This is a genomic window from Orbus sasakiae (genome assembly GCF_039542345.1).
In the GTDB taxonomy this organism is placed as follows: Bacteria; Pseudomonadota; Gammaproteobacteria; order Enterobacterales; family Orbaceae; genus Orbus; species Orbus sasakiae.
The window spans coordinates 32,697-56,755 of the sequence record NZ_BAABHY010000013.1 but is presented as its reverse complement, the minus strand read 5'-3'; the positions used below and the strand labels follow the sequence as shown (position 1 = coordinate 56,755).

21 protein-coding genes and 1 riboswitch are annotated in these 24,059 nt (G+C 37.9%); of the genes, 8 read left to right on the top strand and 13 right to left on the bottom strand.

The window, feature by feature from the left end; genetic code table 11:
• Nucleotide 1: 1 nt before the first annotated feature.
• From ABEA36_RS12505 to rne, 9 genes are all read right to left on the bottom strand, one after another.
• A complete protein-coding gene (locus ABEA36_RS12505) occupies nucleotides 2–928 on the bottom strand; it encodes a type II secretion system F family protein (protein ID WP_345492679.1) in 927 nt (308 codons plus the stop codon).
• Nucleotides 925–2,232 (bottom strand): TadA family conjugal transfer-associated ATPase, encoded by a 1,308-nt coding sequence (locus ABEA36_RS12500; protein WP_345492678.1) that lies wholly within the window; start codon nucleotides 2,230–2,232, stop codon nucleotides 925–927. The genes ABEA36_RS12505 and ABEA36_RS12500 overlap by 4 nt, the downstream gene beginning before the upstream one ends.
• 303 nt (nucleotides 2,233–2,535) lie before the next feature.
• Nucleotides 2,536–2,742, bottom strand: a complete 207-nt coding sequence (locus ABEA36_RS12495) for a Flp family type IVb pilin (RefSeq protein ID WP_345492677.1) — start codon at nucleotides 2,740–2,742, stop codon at nucleotides 2,536–2,538.
• A gap of 612 nt (nucleotides 2,743–3,354) precedes the next feature.
• On the bottom strand, nucleotides 3,355–3,852 hold the full coding sequence (gene pal, locus ABEA36_RS12490; RefSeq protein WP_345492676.1) for a peptidoglycan-associated lipoprotein Pal: 498 nt from the start codon (nucleotides 3,850–3,852) through the stop codon (nucleotides 3,355–3,357).
• 331 nt (nucleotides 3,853–4,183) lie between these two features.
• On the bottom strand, nucleotides 4,184–4,999 hold the full coding sequence (locus ABEA36_RS12485) for a peptide ABC transporter ATP-binding protein (RefSeq protein WP_345492707.1): 816 nt from the start codon (nucleotides 4,997–4,999) through the stop codon (nucleotides 4,184–4,186).
• A complete protein-coding gene (locus tag ABEA36_RS12480) occupies nucleotides 4,993–5,997 on the bottom strand; it encodes a peptide ABC transporter ATP-binding protein (RefSeq protein ID WP_345492675.1) in 1,005 nt (334 codons plus the stop codon). The genes ABEA36_RS12485 and ABEA36_RS12480 overlap by 7 nt, the downstream gene beginning before the upstream one ends.
• 2 nt (nucleotides 5,998–5,999) lie before the next feature.
• A complete protein-coding gene (locus ABEA36_RS12475; protein ID WP_345492674.1) occupies nucleotides 6,000–6,872 on the bottom strand; it encodes an ABC transporter permease subunit in 873 nt (290 codons plus the stop codon).
• Nucleotides 6,865–7,761 carry an ABC transporter permease subunit gene (locus ABEA36_RS12470; RefSeq protein ID WP_345492673.1) on the bottom strand — a complete coding sequence of 299 codons (897 nt, stop codon included), beginning with the start codon at nucleotides 7,759–7,761 and terminating at the stop codon, nucleotides 6,865–6,867. The genes ABEA36_RS12475 and ABEA36_RS12470 overlap by 8 nt, the downstream gene beginning before the upstream one ends.
• A gap of 202 nt (nucleotides 7,762–7,963) precedes the next feature.
• Nucleotides 7,964–10,711, bottom strand: a complete 2,748-nt coding sequence (rne, locus tag ABEA36_RS12465) for a ribonuclease E (protein WP_345492672.1) — start codon at nucleotides 10,709–10,711, stop codon at nucleotides 7,964–7,966.
• 637 nt (nucleotides 10,712–11,348) lie between these two features.
• A riboswitch (molybdenum cofactor riboswitch) is annotated at nucleotides 11,349–11,490 on the top strand.
• Between rne and moaA the strand changes: the two genes are divergently transcribed.
• Complete coding sequence (gene moaA, locus ABEA36_RS12460) at nucleotides 11,481–12,476, top strand: GTP 3',8-cyclase MoaA (protein ID WP_345492671.1); 996 nt, start codon at nucleotides 11,481–11,483, stop codon at nucleotides 12,474–12,476. Its footprint overlaps the riboswitch before it by 10 nt.
• A gap of 10 nt (nucleotides 12,477–12,486) precedes the next feature.
• Here moaA and gluQRS read toward each other — a convergent pair whose 3' ends face one another.
• The 3 genes from gluQRS to folK all read right to left on the bottom strand — a co-directional run bounded on the left by gluQRS (nucleotide 12,487) and on the right by folK (nucleotide 14,620).
• The gene (gluQRS, locus tag ABEA36_RS12455) at nucleotides 12,487–13,371 is read right to left on the bottom strand and encodes a tRNA glutamyl-Q(34) synthetase GluQRS (RefSeq protein ID WP_345492670.1); all 885 of its coding nucleotides are present in this window, start codon (nucleotides 13,369–13,371) and stop codon (nucleotides 12,487–12,489) included.
• Nucleotides 13,372–13,428: 57 nt separating this feature from the next.
• The gene (gene dksA, locus ABEA36_RS12450) at nucleotides 13,429–13,836 is read right to left on the bottom strand and encodes an RNA polymerase-binding protein DksA (protein WP_425571947.1); all 408 of its coding nucleotides are present in this window, start codon (nucleotides 13,834–13,836) and stop codon (nucleotides 13,429–13,431) included.
• 298 nt (nucleotides 13,837–14,134) lie between these two features.
• Nucleotides 14,135–14,620 carry a 2-amino-4-hydroxy-6-hydroxymethyldihydropteridine diphosphokinase gene (gene folK, locus ABEA36_RS12445; RefSeq protein ID WP_345492668.1) on the bottom strand — a complete coding sequence of 162 codons (486 nt, stop codon included), beginning with the start codon at nucleotides 14,618–14,620 and terminating at the stop codon, nucleotides 14,135–14,137.
• A 265-nt stretch (nucleotides 14,621–14,885) separates the two neighbouring features.
• Between folK and ABEA36_RS12440 the strand changes: the two genes are divergently transcribed.
• The 7 genes from ABEA36_RS12440 (at nucleotide 14,886) to ribD (ending at nucleotide 23,550) form a co-directional block, all read left to right on the top strand.
• Complete coding sequence (locus tag ABEA36_RS12440; protein ID WP_345492667.1) at nucleotides 14,886–15,641, top strand: SDR family oxidoreductase; 756 nt, start codon at nucleotides 14,886–14,888, stop codon at nucleotides 15,639–15,641.
• Nucleotides 15,642–16,478: 837 nt separating this feature from the next.
• On the top strand, nucleotides 16,479–16,808 hold the full coding sequence (locus ABEA36_RS12435) for a hypothetical protein (protein ID WP_345492666.1): 330 nt from the start codon (nucleotides 16,479–16,481) through the stop codon (nucleotides 16,806–16,808).
• Between the two features lie 266 nt (nucleotides 16,809–17,074).
• Entirely contained in the window at nucleotides 17,075–19,531 is a 2,457-nt protein-coding gene (thrA, locus tag ABEA36_RS12430) for a bifunctional aspartate kinase/homoserine dehydrogenase I (protein ID WP_345492665.1), read from the top strand.
• Entirely contained in the window at nucleotides 19,532–20,467 is a 936-nt protein-coding gene (gene thrB, locus ABEA36_RS12425) for a homoserine kinase (protein ID WP_345492664.1), read from the top strand.
• A 116-nt stretch (nucleotides 20,468–20,583) separates the two neighbouring features.
• Nucleotides 20,584–21,873, top strand: a complete 1,290-nt coding sequence (thrC, locus tag ABEA36_RS12420) for a threonine synthase (protein WP_345492663.1) — start codon at nucleotides 20,584–20,586, stop codon at nucleotides 21,871–21,873.
• 100 nt (nucleotides 21,874–21,973) lie between these two features.
• A complete protein-coding gene (gene nrdR / locus ABEA36_RS12415; RefSeq protein ID WP_345492662.1) occupies nucleotides 21,974–22,426 on the top strand; it encodes a transcriptional regulator NrdR in 453 nt (150 codons plus the stop codon).
• Between the two features lie 2 nt (nucleotides 22,427–22,428).
• Nucleotides 22,429–23,550 (top strand): bifunctional diaminohydroxyphosphoribosylaminopyrimidine deaminase/5-amino-6-(5-phosphoribosylamino)uracil reductase RibD, encoded by a 1,122-nt coding sequence (gene ribD / locus ABEA36_RS12410; protein ID WP_345492661.1) that lies wholly within the window; start codon nucleotides 22,429–22,431, stop codon nucleotides 23,548–23,550.
• A 63-nt stretch (nucleotides 23,551–23,613) separates the two neighbouring features.
• Here ribD and ABEA36_RS12405 read toward each other — a convergent pair whose 3' ends face one another.
• The gene (locus ABEA36_RS12405; RefSeq protein WP_345492660.1) at nucleotides 23,614–24,051 is read right to left on the bottom strand and encodes a PTS mannitol transporter subunit IIA; all 438 of its coding nucleotides are present in this window, start codon (nucleotides 24,049–24,051) and stop codon (nucleotides 23,614–23,616) included.
• Nucleotides 24,052–24,059: the final 8 nt, after the last annotated feature.

Sequence of the window (24,059 nt, the reverse complement as noted above, 5' to 3'; positions counted from 1 at the left end):
TTTAAATAATCTTACTAATCATGTTCTTAATGAAAAAGATACCGATGGCGACACTACTGACAACGTAATACAGAATATAGTGACCGACAGTGGTTCCAACGAGATAGTCATAATGCATGGGTGAAGAGACTTTTAGCAGTAGAATAAAACCAAAAGGAATACACGCTAAGATGATCATCGTCATTCGTAGCTCAGCCGTTTTACTGTCTCGTGTTTTATTTAAAATTCGGTTGTTTGTCAGCATTTTAGACAAACGATTGAGCACTTCTTTGAGTTCACCACCACTATCAAGGTTAACCATAACCGTTAAAATAAAAAAATAATATTCCTGAAATGGTAGTTGCCGATATGATGAAAGTAGAACACTTTCAATACTTTCACCCACTTCCATACGGTTATGTATCTCTTTCATTGTACTCCCGACGACACCACTGATTGAATCACCACATGTTTTAAACGAGGTGGTGATGGCATAACCAGAAGATACGACGCCTGCAATGGTCCCGAGTGCTTCAGGAAATGTCTCGTAAAACTCTTTGGCCAATTTGCGTTTTTTAATATAAAGAATTGCAAGGATGGATATTGCAAAGCTAAGAACTATAGCGAGATAACGATTTATACCAATATAATAATTATTAAAAATCATCCCTGCGGCGATACCCACAAAGAGATAACCACATAATGTCACTTTGGATTGGCCAATCATTAATAGATTAAAATATGATTTGATGGTTTGCTTTGTATCAAACACCATTTTTTGCCAAAATGTCTGTTTTTGTTGGGCTAATTGACTTTCAACAAGCGCGGACAAGGAAAGATTTTTGGTTTCAATTTTATCAAAAATTTGTAACCGTTTTGTCCGTCTACGTAAGGCTAAAATATTGATGAATGCAGCAAATATGAGCGCAATAGCAAGCACTAAAATCATACTGAAATTCCTCCAGCTTTTAACATCAACTTTTCAAGGACATCTGCCATGCCATAATATTGTGCACCTTCGTACAGAGCTGAACGTTTGATCAGACCATTGCAAACAAATTTACCTTGCAGCTTTCCTTGCTCATCTCTTTCATCATTGATATGAAATTTAAAAACATCTTGGGTCACAACATTGTCTGATTCTAAACCCACGATTTCGGTAATACTGGTTATCTTACGTTGACCATCCGGTAAACGAGATATCTGAATCACAAAATTTACTGAAGAGCTAATATAACGTCGAATGGCAACAAGAGGCAGTTCAGCCTGAGCCATAATAATCATACTTTCTAAACGGGATAAGGCATCTTTTGCGGTATTCGCATGTAAGGTTGACATAGAGCCATTATGTCCGGTATTCATGGCTTGTAACATTTCGAATGCTTCTTCACCACGGCACTCACCTAAAATGATACGATCTGGACGCATTCGTAATGCATTAATTAAGAGATTACGCATTGTGACCTGGCCTCGACCATCCTCACCACCGACTCGGGTTTCCATTCTTACAACATGATCTTGTTGTAATCGTAATTCGGCGGCATCCTCTAAGGTGATCGTTCGTTCCGTTTCGCCTATAAATTGTGATAGAGCATTAAGTAGGGTGGTTTTACCTGCACCAGTACCCCCTGAAATAATAATATTCATTCTGCAGCGAGCGGCAATAACGAGGAAATTTGCCATATCTTCATTCAATGATCCGAATTGAATTAAATCGTGGAACGTACGGCTTCCTTTACCAAATTTACGGATCGATAACGATGCGCCATCAATTGCAATGGGTGGAATAACGACATTTAATCGGCTACCATCAGGCATTCGTGAATCAACTAAGGGATGGGATTCATCAATATTTTTGCCAATTTTATTGACAAGGCGCCTTGCAATATCAATCAGTTGACGATCATTAATAAAAAATTTGTTGGTTTTACTTAAAACACCAGCGCGTTCAACGTAAATACTATACGGGCCATTAACTAAAATATCATTAACGGTCTCATCTTTCATCAATGAATCGATTGGGCCATAACCAATAATTTCATCACATATCATGTTTGCCAAAACAACCGATTCATCCGTTGTAATATATGCATTGCCTGAATTGATGATATCTCTAATTATTGTCTGAATTTCTCGTTGAATTCGGTTAGGATCATTTTTTAATTCTTCAATAAGATCAAGATTCAGTGTTTGAAAAACTAAATCGCGAATTTTGCCCCATTCTTGAGAAAATTTAAATCGTTCATCAAGCATAATATCTCGTTATCATATTGTTTTTATTTAAAAGCTACTGATCTGCTAGTAGCTTTATTATTTATGATTAATGTATTTTACTTTTGATTGTTTCAAATACACTCGATAGCAGATCATAGATAGAGTTGCCACTCTCGCTTTTAAAAATCACCAGTATTATTGCTGCGATACTGGCGCTTATAATGGCATACTCAACAGCATTTGAACCTTGCTTATTTTTTATAAATTTAATGGAAAATAATTTAATTTTTAAGAAAAAATTCAAACGCTTCACCTATAAAATGTTGCTTAAAATTATAGTAATTAACCAATGATGCCAGTTAATTTGGTTTTTAAAGCGTTAAATACACCCGTTAACATTTCAAAAACAGGTCCTGAGTCTTTGTTAAAAATAACAAGTACAACTGCGGCAACCCCTGCTGCTACAATGGCATACTCAATTGCCGTTACACCTTGTTGGTTTTTTACAAACTTACCTAAAAACGATCTTACTTTTGTTGTTAATTTCATCAGTTTTCTCCTTATATTTTTTTTGATTTAATTTGTAATTTTTTTACAAACCTTTTTTATTATACATTGATCTGTTAAACAGATCAATGTACTTATTTATGATAGTCAAAGGCTATCAAAAGTGGTGACAACAATTCTTGTTATTACCAACAAATAATTATTAAATAATTAGTTAGTCTCAAAAATACATTCTATGTATGAGGTCCATATAAATGTATTAAGAATGAAATATTGATAATTACCATGATCTTATAAGTTAAATATAAATAAAATTATAAGAAATTATTAAAAAATTAATAGCATAGTAATGTTAAATTGATATCTAATTCCTTTTAGTTGTTTTGCTTAATTTTTGTCATCTGCAGTTGATGGGGTAATTACACATCAGCAATTCACATGTTGAACGTCAGATTAATATTCATTAACTAATCCATTTCCAACTGAGCACTATTGCTGAATGATGTATAAACAACGCATTTCCATTGACGCATTGGGTAACGAGTAAATTAGGTACTAATATCATTTGGATCATTGCTTAAATAATAGAAGCAAAAAAACAAATATGATCATTAGTTTTCATTGATCTGGTTTTAATTAAAAAATAGTAGCGTATTAATAAATAATGACCGAGCGACGGTTTTGAGCATATGACTGAGCATCATGACCAAACACAGCAGGTTTTTCTTTACCATACGAAACGGTATAAATTTGTGATGAAGCGACACCCTTTTGCACTAAATAGTCCTTGATTGCTTGGGCTCGTCTTTCCCCTAATCCAAAATTATAGGCTGATGTTCCACGCTCATCAGCATGCCCTTCAACCATAATGTTGAATGATGGGTGTGCTAGTAGATACTTCGCATGTTTATCTAAAATGGTGGCGAAATTTTGCTTGATTATCGATTTATCAAAATCAAAATAAACTTTATTTTGGTGATTTTGAATCGCGCTGTAAGCATTATTATCGGTAATATAATTGGTATGAGGAGTGGTTGTTAAAAACGTAGGATTATTTACGACGATTTTAGCATTATTATCTGTTGCATCAGCCACAAACGCTAAACATGGAATGACAACAAGTAAGCATTTTGTTATTTTTGATAATTGCATCGTTTTTCCTTATATCGTTATTTTTACGGTGTATATTATCCATTAAAGTGTGCATATTCAACATTAAAGTGTGGGGTTTTGTCGCGAAATACCGATGGTAATTGTCTTTTATTACACATGACTGCCTGATTTAAATCTATTTTTATTGGTAGAATTGATATAGGTAAAATTATAAAAATGTGATTGAAAGGTAAAAAATTGATCAAGTAAACGAAATTTAATGATAAGAAAGCGTAAAATATCAGGCTGGTGCTATTCTTAATGAGAATTTATTTAACGAAAATCGTCATAAGATTGGCACAACCAACATAGCATTTAAAAAAAAAGTTGATTAATTAAAACGGGTGTCAGTGCGCCACGTGTCCGCTGTTAATGCTTCACCAAAATAGCTTTGAACTAATTTTTGAGTAATATCACTCAGTGGTGAAGCGAGTACCTCAGCAGTATTACCACTTTCAACGACTTCACCATTATGCATCACAAGAATTTGATCACTAATATGCTTCATCATACCAATATCTTGCGTGACATAAACATAAGATAATTTTTGTTCTTCTTGCAATGACAACATCAAGTTTATAATTTGCGAACGCATTGAAATATCAAGCGCGGTCAGGGCCTCATCAAAAATAATAACTTTTGGTTGTAAGATGAGAGCCCGAGCTAAAGCAACCCGCTGCTTTTGCCCTGCGGCCATGACCGATGGATAATAGGAAGCATGTTCAGCCGATAAACCGACTTGTTTGAGTACCTCATAAATTAGCTGTTCACGTTGGTTTGCCGACAATTTGGTATTTTGTTTTAATGGGATATCCAATATCTTGCCAATTTTTAAGCGTGGATCAAATGAGCTATCGACATTTTGGAAAATCATTCTAATTAATTTACAGCGGGTTTGGTAATCACCGTATTCCAATTTTTGGTCTTCAACCCAAATATCGCCAGCATCTGGGCTAATCATACCGACTAACATTTTAGCCAACGTTGATTTACCTGAACCGTTTTTACCTATAATCGCGAGCGTTTTACCTTCATTGAGCGAAAAGGACAATGGCTTTACTGCATCAATACTAATATGTCCAAACAATCCCTTCGGAATTTTAAAGCGTTTAGATAAGTTACGTACTTTTAATACAGGATTCATGATTTGTTGTCCGGTAATTCAGTATTGAGTGGGAAATGACAAGCTACCGCATGATCTTTAATGGCAATTAACTTTGGTGTTTCGATACATTTGCGTTGTGCATAAGGGCAACGGGGGCCAAGCCTGCAACCAATCGGTAAGTGTTCAAGTGGCGGAATGACGCCAGGTAATGAGTTGAGTGGACTTTTGTGAGCAATCGCTTTGCCAAAATCCGGAATTGCAAAGATTAAAGCTTGGGTATAAGGGTGATAGGATTTTTTAATCAATTCTTCACTGTCAGCGACTTCAACTGTTTGTCCACAATATAACACGTTGATACGATCGGTCCAGCGTGTCACCATTTGTAAGTCATGACTAATCAATAAAATAGTGGTGCCTGAATTTTGATTGAGGCTGGCTAACAAACGGAATATCTGCGCTTCAGTTGTTGATTCCATTGAGTTAGTCGGTTCGTCAGCAATTAATAATTTAGGCTGATTCGCTAAGGCTATTGCGATCATAACTTTTTGGCATTCACCTTCTGTTAACTCATAAGGGTATGCGCTCATGATCTCTTTGTGTTCTTTTATACCAACGCGGTGCAATAACTCAATCGCACGGTTTTTACGCCAAAATAAGCGCTGCCACCAACGACCTTTGTACGTCCATGAAGGGATAGATTGTATCAATAAACGACCGATTTTCATGGTGGGATCTAAACACGACTGAGGCTCTTGGAAAATCATCGAAATATTGGCACTGATAATTTTGCGTCTTTGTTTTGGTGACAATTTTAATAAATCAATATTATCAAAATAAAAACGATCCGCGGTGACCTTCCAATTGTTATTGGTTGCACCAAGAATGGCTTTAGCTATTAGGCTTTTACCTGAACCAGACTCGCCAACTAATCCTCGAATTTCACCAGCATTGAGTTTTAAATTCACACGATCGACGGCACGTAGCAAGCCATTTGGCGTAATAAATTCGACTGTAAGGTTACGAATATCAAGCAAGGCCATAATTAATTTTCCACACGTTTTGTTAATATCATATGTACGCCTAAGTTGAACATATGGATAAACAATACCGTCACCATAATGGCTAATCCAGCTGACACAAATGCCCAATAATTGGTTTTCATGATGGTCAACATTTGATACATCATAATCCCAAGATCAGGTAAATTCAAATTGTCACCAAAACCTAAAAAGGTTAGCACCGATAATGCCAAAATAATATGGCTAAATAGGGCGACAACTTCGGTTAAATACGCTGGAAAAATATTCGGCACGATGTAGCCATTCAAAATTTTTGGCGTAGAGATTCCATCTAAACGGTGAGCTGTAATATAGGTTTTTTGCCACTCTTGCATAATTTGGCTGTGTACATTATGCACAAATCTGGGTAAATAGGATATGCCTACGATCAATAATATTGAATCAATCTGATTATTCCAGACAAGGGCTATCACGATGGCACTTAACAGTGGTGGGATGGCAATAACGAGTCGAAATAGTATCGCAATTAAGCCTCTCAACGCGGGGATAAAAAAGAGTAAATAGTTAATCACTGCACCAATAACCAGGACAAAGCAGGTTGTGCGTAACGTTAATGTTAAGGTTGTTTTATAGCTAATGAGCAAATAATTAAAAATATCATGGCCAGAATTGTCGGTACCTAAAATATGGTTGATATCACCATTATTTTGCCAAGCAGGGGGGAGTAGATGATCAAATATTGGCGCCAGTTGAGCGTTAAAAATCCACTTTGTTGCTAAACAGACAAAAATAATTGCAAATATGCCATAACAACCAATAATCATGTAAATATTACTATGAATAGTATTTTTTAAATTAATACTGTGCTGAATCAAAGAACGTATAACGTTATTCATAGAGCGCCCTTGATTGTACTGGATAGACCATGACGACAATGATTTCGCTCAGTAACGTAAGTAAACTGACGAGAGCACCACAACTAAAAATGGCGACAGCGATAATTGTATAATCTTGTTGGTGAAATGCCCAAAATAGCCACGTACCTAAGCCCGAACGGTTTAATAATATCTCAATCGCCATGGTTGAAAATAGCAATGTCGTAATATTATAGGTTAATTGGGGAATCGTTTTCGGAATCGCATTAGGTAGTAAATGACGAAATAGCACCTTTAATGATGAATTTTCACGGATGCTGGCAACTTTAATATAATTTTGATGAGCGGTCACATTTACGCGTTGGCTAACCAGTTGAATCGTAATTATGCATGGTTGAATGGTTAAAATCATAACGGGTATTAACAGATGCTTGATTTCATTCATCAGTATCGTTAATTTATCAATGCTGGGCGTTAATGCAACATCTAACAGCGATAAACTGTTTGCAATCGGTTGATAGCTTGTATTTCGGGTAAAAATCCAGTCAGTTGAAAGCATGAACATTACTAATACGGCAAGCCATATGATTGGGCTAGCATAAAGCACTAAACAGACAAATTTGATAAAATGGTTGGTCTTATTACTATGGGTTAAGCCAGCAAAGATACCAATTGGGAAGCCAATCATGATTGAGCAAATAATGGCTAAAATGGCCAGTTCAAAAGTGGGTAATACAATTTGAGCGATGATTTCCCACATGGTATGGTTAGCAAAGCTAAATTGATTAAGGATAAATTGATGGTAAAAAACATCATATGCATCGAGCAACGATAAATTTTCAAATGGTGAATGCGGTGCATAGTAAATAATGCTAATACTAATAAGAGACAATAAAAGCAGTATAAGCAAAAAAGAGAGTATCTTTTTTATAATATAAATCAGCATTATTTATCTCATGAATATTAACAGCAACATCGTGTTATCTATTTTGATTGAATTAAACGCTATGTCAATATAACGTTTATTTATCATCACAGCCCATATTGAGGCAAATGCAATATGGGCGAATTTATCTGAACAACTAAGCGTGCTCATTCTCCTGCATTAGTTATTATGCTTCGTCAGCAGGTGGCTTTGTTGCCTGAGCATACGCATGATTCTGTGCACTCATCCCCCCAGCATTGCCTTTACCACTATATTGATAGTGCGATTCATCACGCGAAGATACAACGGCTGGTGTGATATTCACTGATGCATCAGGCGCGGGTGCTTTGGTCATTGATGATGAAGCAAAACCCACAATGGTGGACGTGGTGGTTATATTAACATCATCATTAACCGTAACCGTTTTAACGTCTGTCATCTCACTTTTTGTGACGGCAGGTTCTTTTACCGGTTTAACTGTTGTTTGGCTTGGTATCGCAATGACAACAGGCACTAACAATGATGGAATGACCATTCCAGCGACATAACCCTGAGTGACTTTTGGTGATGGTGCTTGTTTATCCGTTTCATGTGTATTCGATTCATGAATTAAGCTGTAATCAATCGCGATTTTCCCCATTGCCAACTCTGGTGAATAAACCGCTGAAACTAACGGCATTGGTGAGACACTTTGAACAGTCGTTTTTGGTTTTCTACGACGTTGCCCATTGAGACGCAAATGGCGAGAAGTACGTCTTGGTCGACGATTTGTTTGATTATCATGATTTTCTGCACTGGTATCTTTTAATACCACGGCTTGTAAAATGGCAGGAATCACAATATTAATGCGAGCCTCTTTTGTTGGTAATTTCGCGGCTGGCGCAGCGACATTATTGGCTTGAGTCACATTAGTGTTAGTCGTTCTGACCTTTTTATTGAGATTACGCTGTGCTCTGCGTGGTTTAGCTTCGACAGGCGTAGGTTGTGCTTGTGGTGGCGTTACCGCAGGTACTGTTTGCGATTGCGTCACTTCCTCATTTTTATTCGGTCGATTATTACGACGATTATTTTTATTTGGTGTTTCTTTTTCTTTGGCGTCTTGGTTTGCCGCATTATTGCGAGTTGGTTGTTTATTTCGACGGTTGTTTGTTGGTCGTTTGTACTCTTTCTCTTTGGCCTCTTTAGGCGATTCAGATGATTTATTTTCAGTCGCTTTGGCTACCGTTGCAGGCTTTTCAGATGATGAGAACAAGCCTCGTAGTTTTTTGGCGAATGAGCTGAAAATACCCGCAGAAGCGTGCTCTGTTTTCGGTGCAACTTTCGTTTTATTGACAGCAGGATTAAGCTCAACTTTCACACCTGATAATATCGCTTCTTCAGCCACAAATTCAGTAACGTGTTCTTCTTCCTCTTCTTCTTTTTCACGAATTAGTTTCGGTAAATTGTAACTGAGTACATCCGTTTCTTCACCACGACGCTTACGAATGACTTTGTAAAGAGGTGTTTCCATTTCGCTATCGGCGGCAATTACAATCTTAACATCAGGATAGCTGCTTTCAATATGGGTAATTGCTCGACGTTTTTCATTGAGTAAATAGCTCGCAATCGGTACAGGAACGATAACATCAATTTGTACAGTATTATCTTTCATCGCTTCTTCTTGAATCAAACGCAAGATTGAGAGGGATAAAGAATTATTGTCACGAATCGTGCCCGTACCTTGACAACGTGGACAGATATGGTGTGTTGCTTCACGAAGCGATGGACTCAAACGTTGACGTGACATCTCTAATAAACCAAAACGTGATATACGCACGGTTTGAATTCGAGCACGATCCGTTTTCATCGCTTCTTTTAGGCGATTTTCAACTTCTCGTTGATTGCGAATTGGCGTCATATCGATAAAGTCGATAACAATTAAACCACCCAAGTCACGTAAACGAAGTTGTCTCGCGATTTCTTCCGCCGCTTCAAGGTTTGTATTAAACGCGGTTTCTTCAATATCACTACCTTTAATTGATTTTGCTGAGTTAATATCAATCGCGGTCAAGGCTTCAGTTGTATCAATCACAATTGAACCACCTGATGGTAAACGAACTTCGCGTTGAAATGCCGATTCAATTTGACCTTCGATTTGGAAATGGCTAAATAGCGAAATTTCGCCAGAATAAAGTTTTAAGCGATTAATATATTCAACGCGGCCAAGGTCAACTAAGCGTTTTTTGGCAATCTCTAAGATTTTTTGGTTATCGATTAGAATTTCACCTACATCATCACGCAAATAATCCCTAAAGGCGCGAGTAATGACATCACTTTCTTTATGAATCAAGCTCGGTGCAGGATGATTTTTGGCTTCAACTAAAATTGCATTCCAGTAGGTAATTAGGGCATCAAGATCTTGTTGTAACTCTTCTTGATTCTTGCCAACACCTGCAGTACGAGCAATAACGCCCATACCTTTTGGTTTTTCTAGTGCATCGATATTACGTTTTAAGTCCGCGCGATCTTCGCCTTCAATACGTCTTGAAACGCCGCCAGCTCGTGGATCGTTTGGCATTAAGACTAAATAGCTACCAGCGAGACTGATATAGGTTGTTAATGCCGCCCCTTTTTTACCACGAATCTCTTTTTCGATTTGGATTAAAACTTCTTGGCCTTCTTGTAGGTGTTTAATACTACGACGACCTGAAACATCATTAGGGAAATAGCTTTCAGCAATTTCTTTAAGGGGGAGGAATCCATCACGTTCGCCACCGTAAGAGACAAACGCAGCTTCTAAACTTGGATTAATTTTAGTAATGGTGCCTTTATAAATATTTGCCTTTTTTTGTTCATGGCCAAGGCTTTCAATATCAAGGTCATACAAACGTTGACCGTCAACAAGTGCAATACGCAGCTCTTCTTGCTGTGTAGCATTAATTAACATTCTTTTCATTATCTTATACTCTTTAAATTCAAAAGCAGCAGAATAAAGCAAATGAAAAAAGAGAACTTATTTTAATTGTACTTTTCAAATATTTTAATTAAACATGTCATAATTGCATTCATTATTTTATTTATGTTGTTGTTTTTATTATATTATGTGAACACATCTTTAATTATAAATCTACACTGATTAAGATTATTGCCGAACTTGATTCAATGTAGCTAAAAAATTTTTATATATTTGTTATTTGTGTCTAAAACATCCTATCACGTTTGCTGAGATGGATGACTTTCCAACACAATTTGCACTATTGTTAAAATAACACTCTTATCTAATTTAGTTATTCTACTTACTTGTTATTGTTGATAAAAATTTATTTAGATTAATATATTATTTATAATGTCTGATGCCATTGCTGCATTATAAATAGAAAAACCCATGTATATTATTAACATTTCATGGCAGGATAGCAAGTAAATTCAACTGTTTATTTTATAATCATTATGATTTATAGACATTTATTAAGCATTTTCTTGCCATGAAATATTTTGTCTCGCCTGTTAGGTGAACAACCTATCACCATGTTATCAATTGTGCGCTATTTCAGGATAGCACTGCTTATCTGATAAACTTATGCTATACTAACGCAAAAAGAAAACTCTGAAGCTTTTAAACCTAAGTCATTGTGATAAGGTTTGCTAGCCGCGATAGTGAAATGACTTGTCGCCGGGTATCCGTAGAAATACCGATATCTCCCCCTTTTGGAAAGGTGTTTTTAATGCAGCAACAACGTGTTGATTCTTTGCTAGTTGATCGTTATCAACGACGATTTCAGTATTTACGTTTATCTCTAACGGAGTTATGTAACTTCCGTTGTCAGTATTGCTTGCCTGATGGTTATCAAGCCAACCGTACCCACCAATTTTTAACCCTTAATGAGATTTATCATATCATTAATGCATTTAGTGATTTGGGTGTACAAAAAATTCGGTTAACCGGTGGCGAACCGACATTACGTCGTGATTTCACCGATATTATTCGTTTGGTTGCCGCTCACTCAACAATTAAAGATATCGCCGTCACCACCAATGGTAGTCGTCTATACGATCGCATAGAAGAGTGGCAAAGGGCGGGTTTAACGGCGCTCAACGTCAGTATAGACAGCTTTTTACCGCATATGTTTGCGATGATTACGGGTGAAGATAAGTTAAATCAAGTGATTCGCGGTATTGATAAAGCGCTGAGTATCGGGATGCGCAAAGTTAAGATTAACACTGTTTTGATGAAAGGTTTAAATGATGATCTTAATCATTATTTACCTTGGTTAAAAACACGTAACATTGATTTGCGGTTTATTGAACTGATGGAAACCGGTGAGGGTGCGCCTCATTTTCAACGTTATCATTTATCCGGTTCGGTAATTGAACACAAATTAATTGAATCCGGTTGGCAATTAATGACTAAAGACAGCTTAGCAGGCCCTGCGAAAGTGTATCAACATGATGAGTATCAAGGTCGAATCGGATTAATCATGCCTTATTCACAAGATTTTTGCCAAAGTTGTAATCGATTGCGCGTTTCTTCAACAGGTAGGTTGCATTATTGTTTATTTGGTGATTCAGCGATTGATTTACGTGATTTGTTACATGATGAAAGTCAAAAAAACATTCTTAAGAACCGTATTTTAGACTCGTTGCACATTAAACCTGCGACGCATTTTTTACATCAGCATCATGCTGGAATCACGCAAAACCTTTCATTTATTGGTGGTTGATTCGGTTAACTTATTCATAATTAAACATCTTATCGTATTTAGGCACATAATCAATATTCCAATGACTGATTGCCCACATTAGTAATTGTTGTGGTGTTGCATCTTGCCAGTCTTCAGGAATCGGTTGACCTAAAAAACGTAAACCATCCACCATCAATTGACCAATATTATCAAGTTTAATAGGGGTCGCATGATTTTGCTTAGATAACTTATTGTGATTTTGATCTAATACTAAGGGTAAATGGTAATAACTGGGTAATTGCCAACCCAATAGCAAATAGAGTGATATCTGTTTAGTCGTGACCGGCAGTAAATCCGCACCACGCACAATCTCAGTAACCCCCTGATAATGATCATCAATGACGACCGCTAAATTATAGGCAAATAGGTTATCTTTACGTTTGATAGTAAAATCTTCTCGTGCAACGGCTTGCGTTATATTTTGTCGTCCACGGATATTATCAATAAAATGGCAGATAGGGTGATTTTGTTTTAATCGGATAGCCATTGAATTATCAACTGACGGCTTGAGATGTCGATTTTGACAATGGTTGTCGTAAAGATGGTGAGGTAAATGTTGTATACGCTGCCTTGAACAGTCACAATAATAGGCTCGTTTTTGCTGGACTAATTGGTCAAGAATGTGTTGGTACTCGTCTAACCGGGCTGATTGATAAACAATCTCTTTATCCCAATGTAAACCGAGTTTTTCAAGTGTAGTCAGAATGTGTTTAGCTGCGCCCGCAACTTCACGTGGTGGATCGAGATCTTCAATTCGAACCAACCATTCACCTTGTTTTGCCTTTGCCTGTAAATAGCTTGCTAGTGCTGTGATAAATGAACCAAAATGCAATAAACCAGAAGGTGACGGAGCAAAACGACCAATACTATGCATAATAGATAAGCCGAAAACGAGAAGAACTGCCGTCAACTTAGGCCGACGGCATAGAAATTACATTCCCATCTGTTTTTCACGGAGTTCAGCAAGCGTTTTGCAATCGATACAAAGGTCTGCTGTTGGTCTTGCTTCTAAGCGTTTAATGCCAATCTCAACACCACATGAGTCACAAAAACCAAAATCATCATTTTCAATTTTTGCTAATGTTTTTTCGATTTTTTTGATCAGTTTGCGTTCTCTGTCACGTGCTCTTAGCTCTAAACTAAACTCTTCTTCTTGGGTCGCTCTATCTGCCGGATCTGGAAAATTCGCTGCCTCATCTTGCATATAGGTAACCGTTTTATCCATTTCACCACGTAGCTGATTTAACCACGCTTCTAAAATCAGGTGGAAATGTTTCAATTGCTTAGGATTCATATACTCTTCACCTTTTGCCTCTTTATAAGGTTCAAGGCCCGCCATTGCTAAAAGGCTTAAGGAAGAGCTATTTATTTTTTGTTCCTTTTTCACCGCAATCTCCTTTCTAACGGAATATTAAAAACGCTAAACTATAGCAACAAATTCCGCTTTATCAAATGGTTTTTAACTATTTTTACGAAAAAAACAAAACTCATTGTTTTTTAACAAGTTTTATATTTAAACACCCTTGTGGTAAGAATGATAACCGCTGTCTCTTTGCGCTTTTATTGTGCAATTACGCAACTTTTTGTTGCAGGGAAGAGGGGAATCCGTTTTTATTACCATAAATTGACATTTTCTATTATGATGACCAATGCGTCATACCATTTAAGGCTACATTTTTGATAATCGAAGACAATGGTGTGTTATCGGGCAATACTAATTGTGGTGCAATATCAAATAACGGATAGAGAACAAATTCACGTTGTTTCATATCATAATGGGGGATGGTTAAGATTTCAGTATTCATCACAATATCGTCGTACAGTAAAATATCTAAATCAAGTGTTCTTGCTCCCCAGCGCTGGTCTTTGCGTACACGGCCTAAATCGGTTTCAATCTGTTGCAATGCTGATAATAAATCTAATGGTGATAAGCCCGTATTGATTTGAACCACGGCATTTAAGTAATCTGGCTGATCTTGAGGGCCTAACGGTTTGCTGCGGTAAAAAGGGGATGTTTGGGTAATATGCGTTAAGGGTAGCTGCGCGATTGCCGTGATGGCTTCGTGAGCTTGCTGTAAGGGATCACCTAAGTTGGCACCTAATGCGACAAATACGTTAGCCATAATTATTTTATTCCTTTAGTCAACATATGCGTTAGCATAAAACAAAACGGAATAACATTAAATACTGTTAGCCGTTTCAAACACATTTTTACACTATAATCACCTATTATGATAAAAATATAACGAAAATGTTAACGAGCCTTTATCCGATATTGTGTTATGTTTGCTTGCCTTTATAAGCTGATGGTGTGCAATTATGGATAAATCCCGTATAATCTTTATACAAGGCTGTTATCATCTTTAACAAAGAGTGAGGAGATATACCATGAATGTTGTTTTAGTCACCGGTGCGTCATCAGGTTTTGGTGAAGCGATTTGTCGTAAGTTAATTGCTGATGGGTATAAAGTGATTGGTACTGCAAGGCGTGAGGATAAATTGAAATCATTAGCAACAGAACTGGGCGATGACTTTCTACCTTTTCAACTTGATGTGACCCGTAAAGATGCGGTAGACAATTTACTGCTTGGACTACCGGATGCGTTTAAGCAAATTGATATATTAATTAATAATGCGGGGCTTGCACTGGGAATGGAGCCTGCTTATCAAGCAAATTATGCTGATTGGGAAACCATGGTACAAACTAATGTCATTGGTTTAATGCATCTTACGCGAGTGGTATTACCTACTATGGTTGAACGTAATTTTGGTTATATTATTAATTTAGGGTCAACTGCTGGTAATTATGCTTACCGTGGTGGTAATGTTTATGGTGCAAGTAAAGCGTTTGTTAAACAGTTTAGTGCCAATTTACGCACGGATCTTTTTGGCAAAAAAATCCGAGTTACCAATATTGAACCCGGTTTATGTGGCGGGACAGAATTTTCTAATGTCAGATTCCACGGTGATGATCATCAAGCTGATGCTGTTTATCAAAACGTCGATTTTATTACACCTGAAGATATTGCCAACACCGTCTCTTGGTTAGTCAATTCACCGGTTCACTTTAATGTGAATTCCATTGAAATTATGCCAACAGCACAAGCACCAGCAGGACTTGCCGTATCAAAGGATATGAAATAGGTATTTTTTGATGGTAGTGGCGAATAGGACTTTAGTGTATTTGTATTATGAACCATAATATTGAATGTTGTATGCACTTGATTAAGGGCGTTTGAGCGCCCTTAATTATTCTACACGTCCTAGCAAGTGTGGGGCGCTTTCACCGATAATACTCATTCTTTTCATGGCGTTGTTCCTTTCAAATCAGTCATAAGCAAGGGTTAAATTTTCTCTGAAAAATGGGTCTTCTGCCGTTATTTGAATTGACACACTAACATTGGCGTATTCTTGAACAAACACTGCGTCTCGCAACACTTTGCCGTTCAAGTTACTTAACTGCCAATTGTTAGTATCTTATTATTGTGCAAATACGGCCTTATCCTCATAAGTTTTAACACAGATGAAAGACGCTATAAAGACCAACAGATAATCTAATCGTATCTGATGATTTGTGTATGTGGTGCTGTCAGGGCAAAAGAGGGGATATTTTATATTGTCGGATATCGTGATGGTTTTCTTTCGCCAGCTATCGGCAATCAGTACGTTTGCAGAATTCGGTTTGGGGCGGTATTAGCCAGGCATCTATCAATAACCTGATATTTCATCCAACATATTTAGGGTGAAAAAGAGACCGTTATTTGAAAAAATGACGCTTACTGCGGATCATCAAAATATTAAGGCAATAGGACTAAAATCGTGTACTGCTGAGTACAATGTTATCACGCCCAATAAATAACATCACAATATAAAAAACGGTGATGAGGTAAAAAATTTTGAATTGTGAATAAAATCCTCTTGCACTTCTTTAAAGTGATTGCTATTCTTTTGCCTTGAAATGCGAGTTTAGGTTGATTAATAATGACATTCTCTGAAGTTGTAACAACATTTGCAAGTAGTCTTCCAGGTACTGATACCTATGTGAAGTTACGTCATGCAATGCAAAAATTAATTCAAGATGATCCAAGTAATGCATCTGTGTATTTCTTGATTTTTGGTTTTGCAAGAACTTATGTCATGTTATATGAAGACCAAGAAGTATCACCGCAATTTGCAGAAGATAATCAAAAGTTGATGTTATCCTATCTAAATATATTAGAAGGAGCGCTCAAACAAGGTGATGCATCGAGCTTGTACAGTGCATTAAATCGTGTTGTTAATGAATACGAAAATAGCAAAAAAGTTTTTTAATATTGCAGCCTGACTTAAAACGTCGGGCTGTTTTGTTTTTAGATTCACAGAAACGTAATAAGGTTTTAGGCAAAATGAAAACAGTAATGATGATTGGCATGATTATTGGCACCTCTGGCACCATTAGGCTCGGAGCGGGTTGACTTTTCCTAAAAAAATCGTCGAAAGAACCCGCTAAAATTAGCGGGTTTTTTTATGTTTTCAATGCAAGGGGCATCGAAAACACATACATAATTTAATTTTGATGAACAATAAAAAGGTGCAATATGAAAGTCTTAAAATTTGGAGGAACATCTGTTGCAAACGCTGAGCGTTTTCTTCGCGTTGCAGAGATTATTGAAAACAATGCCAAGCAAGAACAAACCGCTACCGTTTTATCGGCGCCCGCAAAAATTACTAACCATTTAGTGGCCATGGTAGAAAAAACGGTAGCTGGCCAAGATATTCAGAGCAATATCTATGAAGCTGAAAAGATTTTTGCTGATCTTTTAGAGGGTTTATCAAAAGCACAACCGAACTTTGCCTATGAAGAGATGAAACAATTTTCACTTAATGAGCTCAATCATCTCAAACAATTATTTCATGGCATTCAATTATTAGGGCAATGTCCTGACAGCATTAATGCATCAATTATTTGCCGAGGCGAAAAGCTTTCTATTGCAATCATGCAAGCATTGCTTAAAGCGAAAGGTCATAGTGTTACGGTCATTAATCCTGTCGTCAGCTTGCTTGCTGATGGCAGCTACCTTGAATCAACCGTCGATATTACCGAGTCTACTCACCGCATCAAAGAATTAAATATTGCACCAAAAGACATGATTTTGATGCCAGGCTTTACAGCTGGAAATGAAAAAGGTGAATTAGTTGTCCTAGGCCGTAACGGTTCGGATTATTCGGCAGCTGTACTTGCCGCCTGTTTAAGAGCTAATTGCTGCGAGATTTGGACAGATGTTGATGGCGTGTATACCTGTGATCCACGTTTAGTACCTGATGCACGACTTTTAAAAACGATGTCTTACCAAGAAGCGATGGAGTTGTCTTATTTTGGTGCTAAGGTTTTACATCCACGTACAATATTACCGATTGCTCAGTTCCAAATCCCTTGTTTAATTAAAAATACCAATAATCCTGACGCACCAGGTACGTTAATTGGTGCGAATGTCGTGGATTCATCAAACCCAGTAAAAGGGATTACGAATTTAAATAATATGGCGATGATCAATGTTTCTGGGCCTGGTTTAAAAGGTATGGTTGGCATGTCATCACGCGTTTTTTCTGCCATGTCATATGCGGGAATTTCAGTCGTATTAATCACCCAATCCTCATCAGAGTACAGCATTAGTTTCTGTGTCCCTCAAGCTGAGCTTTATCGCGCAGAAGAAGCATTAAGTGATGAGTTTTATTTAGAATTAAAAGATGGTTTACTTGAGCCTATCGAAATTATTGAACGTTTAGCGATTATTTCAGTAGTGGGTGATGGTATGCGAACACTACGAGGCTTATCAGCTAATTTCTTTACTGCACTTGCGCGTGCGAATATCAATATTGTTGCAATCGCACAAGGTTCATCAGAACGTTCGATCTCAGTTGTAGTTGATAATGATATCGCTGTTATGGGCGTTCGCGTGGCTCACCAAATGTTATTTGGTACCGATCAAATATTGGATGTATTTGTCATCGGTATTGGTGGCGTAGGTGGTGCCCTTGTTGATCAAATTAATCGCCAGCAACATTGGTTGAAAAATAAACAAATTGATTTGCGAGTTTGTGGATTATTTAACTCAAAATTCGCGGTACTTAATCGTGATGGGCTTAATTTAAGTGACTGGCGAGATCAAATTAAACAAAGTACGCGCACGTACACATTAGATAAAATTATTGAATTTGCCAAAGATAACCGCTTACTTAATCCTATTTTGGTTGATTGCACGTCAAGCTCAGACGTCGCTGATAAATATGCTGATTTATTAGCTAATGGTTTCCATGTTGTCACGCCAAATAAAAAGGCCAATACTAGCTCAATGGCTTATTATTTACGTTTACGCCAAGAAGCGGCTAAAAGTAAACGTAAGTTCCAATACGATACTAACGTTGGTGCCGGTTTACCGGTTATTGAAAACTTACAAAATCTACTTAATGCGGGTGATGAGTTAATTCGTTTCTCTGGGATTTTATCTGGATCATTATCATTTATATTTGGTAAACTTGATGAAGGTATGTCATTATCAGAGGCAACAAAATTAGCGAAAGATAAAGGCTTTACCGAACCCGATCCGCGAGATGATCTTTCTGGAACGGATGTTGCAAGAAAGCTCCTCATTTTAGCGCGCGAATCAGGCCTACAGCTTGAACTCGATCAAATTAATGTGGAATCAGTTTTACCCGCGGCTTATTCACAAGGGGATGTGAGTGAGTTTATGACTAAATTACCTCAGCTTGATAGTGAATTTAAAGTACGTGCCGATGAAGCGGCTAAAGCAGGTAAAGTGCTGCGTTACGTTGGTAGCATCGAGAATGGTCAATGTAGCGTTAAAATCGAAGCAGTTGATAGCGATGATCCACTTTACAAAGTGAAAAACGGTGAAAATGCGTTAGCATTTTATACGCGTTATTACCAACCAATCCCACTGGTATTAAGAGGATATGGGGCGGGTAATGATGTAACGGCAGCAGGGGTATTTGCTGATATTTTACGTACAACCTCGAGTAAAATTGGTGGTTAAATGAGTAAGACAATAAAAGTATATGCGCCAGCTTCAATGGCGAATATTAGTGTTGGTTTTGATATTTTAGGGGCTGCCGTTAATCCTATTAGCGGCGTCATGCTCGGCGACTGTATTACTGTTGAAGATGCATCGCAGTTCCACTTAACCAATAAAGGGCAATTTGTTAAAAAGTTACCCAAAGATCCTAAATTCAACATTGTTTACCAATGTTGGCAGCGTTTTTGTCAAGCAATGGGCAAAGAACTGCCCGTTGCGATGACCCTTGAAAAAAATATGCCAATTGGTTCAGGACTCGGTTCAAGTGCTTGCTCAGTGGTAGGCGCACTAGTGGCATTAAATGAGTATTTTGATAAACCCTTTAATGAGCAACAGATGCTTGGCATGATGGGCGAGCTCGAAGGACGGGTGTCAGGCAGCGTACACTATGATAATGTCGCGCCATGTTATCTGGGTGGGATGCAACTTATCCTTGATGAAATGGGCATTATTAGTCAATCAATTCCGCATTTTGATAACTGGTATTGGGTGATGGCTTATCCTGGTATTAAAGTTTCGACAGCTGAAGCGCGTGCTATTTTACCTGCTCAATACCAAAAGCAGGACTGTGTGGCACATGGGCGCTATGTGGGTGGATTTGTTCATGCTTGTTATAGCAGGCAACCACAACTGGCCGCTGCGATGTTACATGATAATATCGCTGAACCTTACCGTAAGCAATTATTACCTAATTTTGATGAAGCCCAAAAAGCGGTCAAAAATTTGGGGGCATTAGCATCCGGTATTTCAGGTTCAGGCCCGACCATTTTTGTGGTAACCGATAAGTTAGAAACGGCTCAGCAAATTGAGCTGTGGCTGAAAGCACATTATTTACAAAATGATGAAGGCTTTATTCATATCTGTAAAATTGATAAACAAGGTGCCAGAGTGGTTTAACGTGATCGACATAATCAGTCATCACGTTTGGCTGGTGCTTGTCAACAAACAAAATGATGGCGCTTATCACAGCATACTAGAAATTAAAAATTAATGTTAAAAATCGGAACAGTACAATGAAACTTTATAATCTAAAAGATCATTCAGAACAAGTGAGTTTTGCTCAAGCAGTGCAACAAGGATTAGGTAAAGGTCAGGGACTCTTTTTCCCACAAGATTTACCAAAATTTAGTGCTACTGAGATTGATTCATTATTAAAATTAGACTTTGTTAAACGTAGTGCAAAGATTTTATCAGCATTTATTGGTAATGAAATCAGTGGTGAAGATGTTGAACGTCTGGTTAAAAATGCGTTTCAATTTCCAGCGCCAGTTAAATCAGTTGAAGACGATATCGGTACACTTGAACTATTCCATGGTCCAACACTTGCCTTTAAAGATTTTGGTGGACGTTTTATGGCACAAGCATTAGTGCAGGTCGCAGCAGATAAAAAAATTACGATTTTAACTGCCACTTCAGGCGATACGGGAGCTGCTGTTGCTCATGCATTTTACCACTTGCCAAATATTCGTGTCGTGATCTTGTACCCACAAGGTAAAATCAGCCCGTTACAAGAAAAACTATTTTGTACACTGGGTGATAACATCCATACAATAGCGATTGAAAGTGATTTTGATGCATGTCAGGCGCTGGTTAAAAAATCATTTGATGACGAAGAATTAAAAACTGCAATTGGCCTAAACTCAGCGAATTCGATTAATATTAGTCGTTTAATGGCACAAATCTGTTACTACTTTGAAGCATTTGCTCAATTGACACCAAAACAACGAGAACAACTCGTTATTTCTGTACCAAGTGGTAATTTTGGTGATTTAACAGCGGGACTGCTTGCTAAAACAATGGGGTTGCCAATTAAACGTTTTATTGCGGCGACTAATGCTAATGACACGGTACCTCGTTATTTAGAAACGGGTAAATGGGAACCACATAAAACGGTTGCTACTTTGTCCAATGCCATGGATGTGAGCCAACCGAATAACTGGCCACGTATTGAAGAGATTTATCAACGTGAAGGTTGGGCATTAAAATCGTTAGGTCATGGTGCGGTTTCTGATGAAGTGGCTAGTGAGACTGTCAGAGAACTGGATAAAAAGGGTTACCTTTCAGAGCCACATGGCGCGATTGCTTATCGTGTTTTACGAGATGAACTGCAAGATGGTGAATATGGTCTATTTTTAGGCACAGCCCATCCGGCTAAGTTCAAAGAAGTTGTTGAAAACATTTTAGGCAAATCAATTCCGTTACCAAAAGAACTTGCGGAACGTGCCGATATGACATTACTATCACATGTTATGGCGGATGATTTTGCTCAGTTACGTGAGTTTTTAATGAACCTTGAATGGTAATATTGACATTTTTTATACTATAATGATGTATAACAACAATTTTATAACGAACGCAATTGCGTTGTGACACACTATTTGGCATAAATAGCGGAGAGAGTAAATGCACTGTCCATTTTGTAATGCAGATGATACCAAAGTGATCGACTCACGATTAGTGGGGGAGGGTTATCAAGTTCGCCGTAGACGGCAATGCACAGAATGTAATGAACGCTTTACGACCTTTGAAGTGGCTGAGCTAATTATGCCAAGTGTCATTAAAAGTAATAAAATTCGTGAACCTTTCAATGCAGAGAAACTGCGTAGTGGTATGAAACGGGCGTTAGAAAAACGCCCCGTCAGTTCTGATGCTGTTGAAGATGCCATTACGCGTATTGAGTCTAAACTTCGCGCCACAGGTGAGCGCGAGGTTACTGCTAAACTGATCGGTGATTATGTTATTGAAGAACTAAAAAGTCTTGATAAAGTGGCTTATATCCGCTTTGCTTCGGTCTATTTCAGCTTTGATGATATTGAACAGTTTAGTAAAGAGATTGCTAAGTTACAGCAGAAATAGTGATGAGCCATTTATCCCGTTTTAATGATACTGATCAGCAGTATATGTACCAAGCCATTGAGCTGGCCAAATTGGGTTCTATGACGACAACACCTAATCCGAATGTTGGCTGTTTGATCGTTAAAGATCATCATATTGTGGGTCAGGGATACCATATCAAAGCCGGCCAGCCTCATGCTGAAGTGTATGCGTTAAGGCAGGCGGGCAATCAAGCACGCGGTGCTACCGCTTATGTTACACTTGAGCCTTGTAGCCATTATGGTCGAACGCCGCCGTGCGCTAATGCTCTTATCGATGCAGGGATCACTCGCGTTGTTGTAGCGATGCAAGATCCGAATCCGCATGTTTGTGGTCAAGGTATTGCCAGGTTACGCCAATCAGGTATCCGAGTCGATGTCGGTTTATGTGGTCAAGAGGCTGAAACACTTAATCGAGCCTTTTTAAAACGAATGCGCACAGGAATGCCTTATATCCAGCTGAAATTAGCAGCCTCATTAGATGGTAAAATTGCGATGGCATCTGGTGAAAGTAAATGGATAACATCGACGACAGCAAGGCAAGATGTACAACAATTTCGAGCCCAAGCGAGTGCGATTTTAAGTACCCGTGCGACAGTGCAAGCAGATAATGCAAGTTTAACTGTTCGTCACGCTGAACTGCCTACCGCCATTCAACAGCGTTATTTAGTCGATGATGTGCGTCAGCCAATACGCGTGATTATTGATAGTCAAAATAAGCTGACTGGGCAAGAACCGCTTTTTGAACAAGCAGGCGAAATATGGGTTGTACGTAAGCAAGCCTTGGCTGTGAATCATAGAGATTGTCAAATTATCGTTGACTCATCAACGTCAGCACATATTGATTTACGATGGTTGTTACAGCAGTTAGCTGAAAAGCAAATTAATTCGGTGTGGATTGAAGCGGGTAGCCATTTAGCTGGTGCGTTAATTGAACAAGATTTAGTCGATGAATTCATTATTTATTATGCACCTAAACTATTAGGGCATAACGCCATTGATATGTGTGTTCTTCCGAATTTACAAAAACTGGCTTTAGCGCCCACCTTGACTTTCCAATCCGTGCAAATGATTGGTCCTGATTTACGTTGTATATTGCATAAATGAAACCCACCTATGCGAAATGGGTTTCATTGAATTAGTGAAGTAATGGTATGTCGTTTAAATCAGTTATTCACCTTGCAAAATCGCCAACAGTTGATCGGCACTTGTCACATTTTGAATACGCGCTAAGGTATCTTCAGCAATGACGGCATGGGTTAATTGCCTGAGTACATTTAAGTGTTCATTCGCTTTTGCTGCAATCCCAACGACGACATAAGCAATATTACCATCGTCATCCCAAGCGATACCTTCTTTACAAAAGAGTATTTTCAAACCAGTATGTAACACGCTATCACGTTTTTCGGTTGTGCCATGAGGAATGGCAATACCATTACCTAAAAACGTTGAAATTTGTTGATCTCGGTCAAACATCGCTTGCGTATAATCGGCTTTGACCAAACCCGCTTCAATCATTTTTTGAGCGACAGTTTCGATGGCTTGCTGTTTTGAGTAAGCACCATCAAGCAGCGTGATGTCATTATGATGTAATTGTATTAAACTCATTTTACTAT